2 protein-coding genes are annotated in these 3,339 nt (G+C 68.9%); both read left to right on the forward strand.

Annotation, left to right across the window (positions count from 1 at the left end):
• The first annotated feature begins 39 nt into the window (after positions 1–39).
• Positions 40–1,347 (forward strand): S8 family serine peptidase, encoded by a 1,308-nt coding sequence (locus DSP71_RS14955; protein ID WP_046749637.1) that lies wholly within the window; start codon positions 40–42, stop codon positions 1,345–1,347.
• A 25-nt stretch (positions 1,348–1,372) separates the two neighbouring features.
• Positions 1,373–2,881: an NAD(P)/FAD-dependent oxidoreductase gene (locus DSP71_RS14960; RefSeq protein ID WP_113681480.1), complete on the forward strand. Its 1,509-nt coding sequence runs from the start codon at positions 1,373–1,375 to the stop codon at positions 2,879–2,881.
• Positions 2,882–3,339 lie beyond the last annotated feature (458 nt).

A 3,339-nucleotide genomic window follows, 5' to 3' on the forward strand; every position in this document is an offset into this window, starting at 1 on the left:
CCCCGGCGCTGCCACCCGCGACGCGGCGGCCTCCACGGCATGACCGTGCGCCGGACGCTGCGCAGCGCTGCCGCCATCGTGGTGGTCGCAGCTTCCGTGCTGCTCATCGGGGCCACGGCCACCCCGCCACCGGTCCCGGACGACCCGGCCGACCCGGTCCGGGCCTCGGAGTACTGGCTCGACGGCGCGCGTATCCGCGAAGCCTGGCAGACCACACGTGGCGAGGGCGTGACGATCGCCGTGATCGACACGGGTATCGCCAAGGTGCCCTCCGTCTTCGGCGACGCCGTGGTCGGCGGAACCGACGTATCGGGAACCGGAACGCCGGATGGCCGCACCCCTCTGGGTGCCGTCGACGGCAATCACGGATCCTGGGTGGCGTCGCTCGCGGCCGGACGAGGCGCTCCCGACGGCACCGGGATGATCGGCGTCGCTCCGGAGGCGAACCTGCTCTCGATCTCCGTCGGATTCGGCGCCGCCGCGGCCGTGCCGTTCACGGAGCAGGTCGCGAAGGGCATGAAGTGGGCCGTCGACAACGGCGCCGACATCATCAACCTCTCCTTCACCACGAACACGCTCGATTGGGATGAGAGCTGGGATGAGGCATTCCTCTACGCGTTCCAGCACGACGTCGTGGTGGTCGTCGCGGCGGGGAACAGGGGGAGCGGCACGAACATCATCGGTGCTCCCGCGACCATCCCCGGGGTGCTGACGGTCGGCGGCGTCGACCAGACCGGCACGGCCAGCATCGAGGCCTCGACACAGGGCATCACGATCGGCATCTCCGCGCCCAGCGAAGGACTCATCGGAGTCTCCGCCGACGGGACCGTCACGCCGTGGCGCGGCACGAGCGGCGCAGCCCCGATCGTCGCAGGGGTCGCTGCCCTGATCCGCTCGGCGCACCCCGAGATCAAGGCGATCGACGTGATCAACCGCATCATCAAGACCGCCATCCCCGTCCCCGACGCGGTCAAACCGCAGGACCCGCTGTACGGGTATGGGCTGGTCGACGCCGCTGCCGCGATCTCCGCGAACCTTCCGGCGGTGAGCGAGAACCCGATGGGGGATCTCGCCGAGTGGATCCGCGTCTTCCGCCGTGCACAGACGGAGCCCGAGACGGCCGCGCCCGTCACGCCGGTAGACATCCCGCCTCTGCCGGCGGCCGACGCACCCACCGATCCCGGCTCACCGCTGCTTCCCAGCGCGGATTCATTGCGCTACGGTACCCTGCCGCTCATTGCGCTCACAGTCCCTGGTATCCTGATAGCGCTTGGCGTCACCGCTGCTGCCCGGCGCATCCGATCGGCGCGCATTTCCGTACGCCACACCCCCGACTCCGAGGAGTAGTTCTTCTGTGCCTCAGAACAGCACTGTGCCCAAGATCCTGATCGTCGGCGGAGGGTACGCGGGTTTCTACACCGCGTGGAAGCTCGAGAAGCACCTGCGCAAGGGCGAAGCCGACGTGACCATGGTCGACCCGCTGCCGTACATGACGTACCAGCCGTTCCTCCCCGAGGTCGCCGCGGGCTCCATCGAGGCCCGTCACTCGGTGGTCGCGCACCGCCGTCACCTCAAGCGCACCAACGTGCTCACCGCCAAGGCGACCAACATCAACCACGCCCAGAAGGTCGCGACCATCACGCCGCCGCTGGGAGAGCCGTACGAGTTCGCATACGACCAGATCGTCGTCACGGCGGGCGCCGTCTCGCGCACCTTCCCGATCCCCGGCATCGCCGACAACGCGATCGGACTGAAGACGATCGAAGAGGCCGTCGCGATCCGCGACAAGGTCATGTCGAACTTCGACAAGGCCGCCTCGCTCCCCGCCGGTCCCGAGCGCGACCGTCTGTTGACCGTCGTGGTCGTCGGTGGTGGCTTCGCCGGCATCGAGGTGTTCGCCGAACTCCGCTCGCTGGCGTCCGCGCTGGTCGGCAAGTACCCGCAGATCAGCTTCGAGGACACGCACTTCCACCTCATCGAGGCGATGGGCCGCATCATGCCCGAGGTCTCGCTGCAGACGAGCGAGTGGGTGCTCAAGGACCTCGCCAAGCGCGGCGCGAACGTGCACCTCGACACGCAGCTCACCAGTGCGGTCGACGGCAACGTCGAGCTCTCCACCGGCGAGGTCATCCCGACCGACGTCATCGTGTGGACAGCCGGCGTCATGGCCAACCCGACCGTCGTGCGCGGCGGAGATCTGCCGGTCGAGGAGCGCGGTCGCATCCAGACCCGCGCCGATCTGCGCGTCGGCACACCCGAGGCCTTCGTCGAGGGTGCATGGGCAGCCGGAGACGTCTCCGCTGTCCCCGATCTCTCGGGTGGTGGCGTCGGAGGCTTCTGCGTGCCGAACGCCCAGCACGCGGTCCGCCAGGCGAAGCTCCTCGCGAAGAACCTCGTGGCCGTGCTCCGGGGCGAGAAGCCCAAGGACTACTTCCACAAGAACCTCGGCGCTGTCGCAGGTCTCGGCCTGTACAACGGCGTCTTCCAGTCCGGCAAGATCGCGCTCAAGGGCTTCATCGCCTGGCTCGCGCACCGCGGTTACCACGGTCTCGCGATGCCGACGTGGGAGCGCAAGTGGCGCGTGCTGTGGGGCTGGTGGAACAACCTGTGGCTCGGCCGCGATCTCGTGAACCTCGAGACGGTGCAGAACCCGCGCTACGTCTTCGAGGAGTTCGCCGCGCGTCCGCGCCCGGCCGCTCCCGCTGCGCCCGTGGCTGATGCTCCGGCGAAGGCCGCCCCGGCGGAGAAGGCCGCTCCGGCGGAGAAGGCCGCTCCGGCGGAAAAGAAGCCCGCCGCGAAGAAGCCTGCTGCCAAGAAGCCGGCTGCGAAGAAGCCCGTCGCGGAGAAGACTCCCGAGACGGCGGAAGCAGCGGCGAAGTAACACCTTCTGCACGACGACGATCGGCCCCGAGCGCACTGCGCCGGGGCCGATCGTCGTCGTGGCGGGTCGTTCCGAGGCGACGCATAGGTGCGGTCGGTATCGTCTCGCGGGCAAGGGGAGTACTCCCAAATGCGGCGAAGTCGTCATTACGAGCTCGAGATCGTGCTCCGGCCCGCCGGCCCGTGAGGGTGGAGGAGACCTTGGCACCCGCATCGCGGGCTGCTGAGTGAACCCTGCCGTCGTCCCGACGTCGTGGATCCCCGGTGGTCCGCACCACGAAAGGGACCACTCATGGGAAAGCTCTCCCGATTGATCGGAATGGCCTCCGAAGCGCTGGAGAAGAATGCCTCCTCAGGGCGCAACGGCCACTCGGCCGGCGGATCGCGCTCGCGCGACGAATCCCGGTCGACGGATTGGAGCGGGATGCTGCGCGGCGCCGTCGACGCCGTGCGCGGGCA

Origin of the sequence: Microbacterium sp. H6 (genome assembly GCF_003314775.1) — a bacterium.
Classification (GTDB): domain Bacteria; phylum Actinomycetota; class Actinomycetes; order Actinomycetales; family Microbacteriaceae; genus Microbacterium; species Microbacterium oxydans.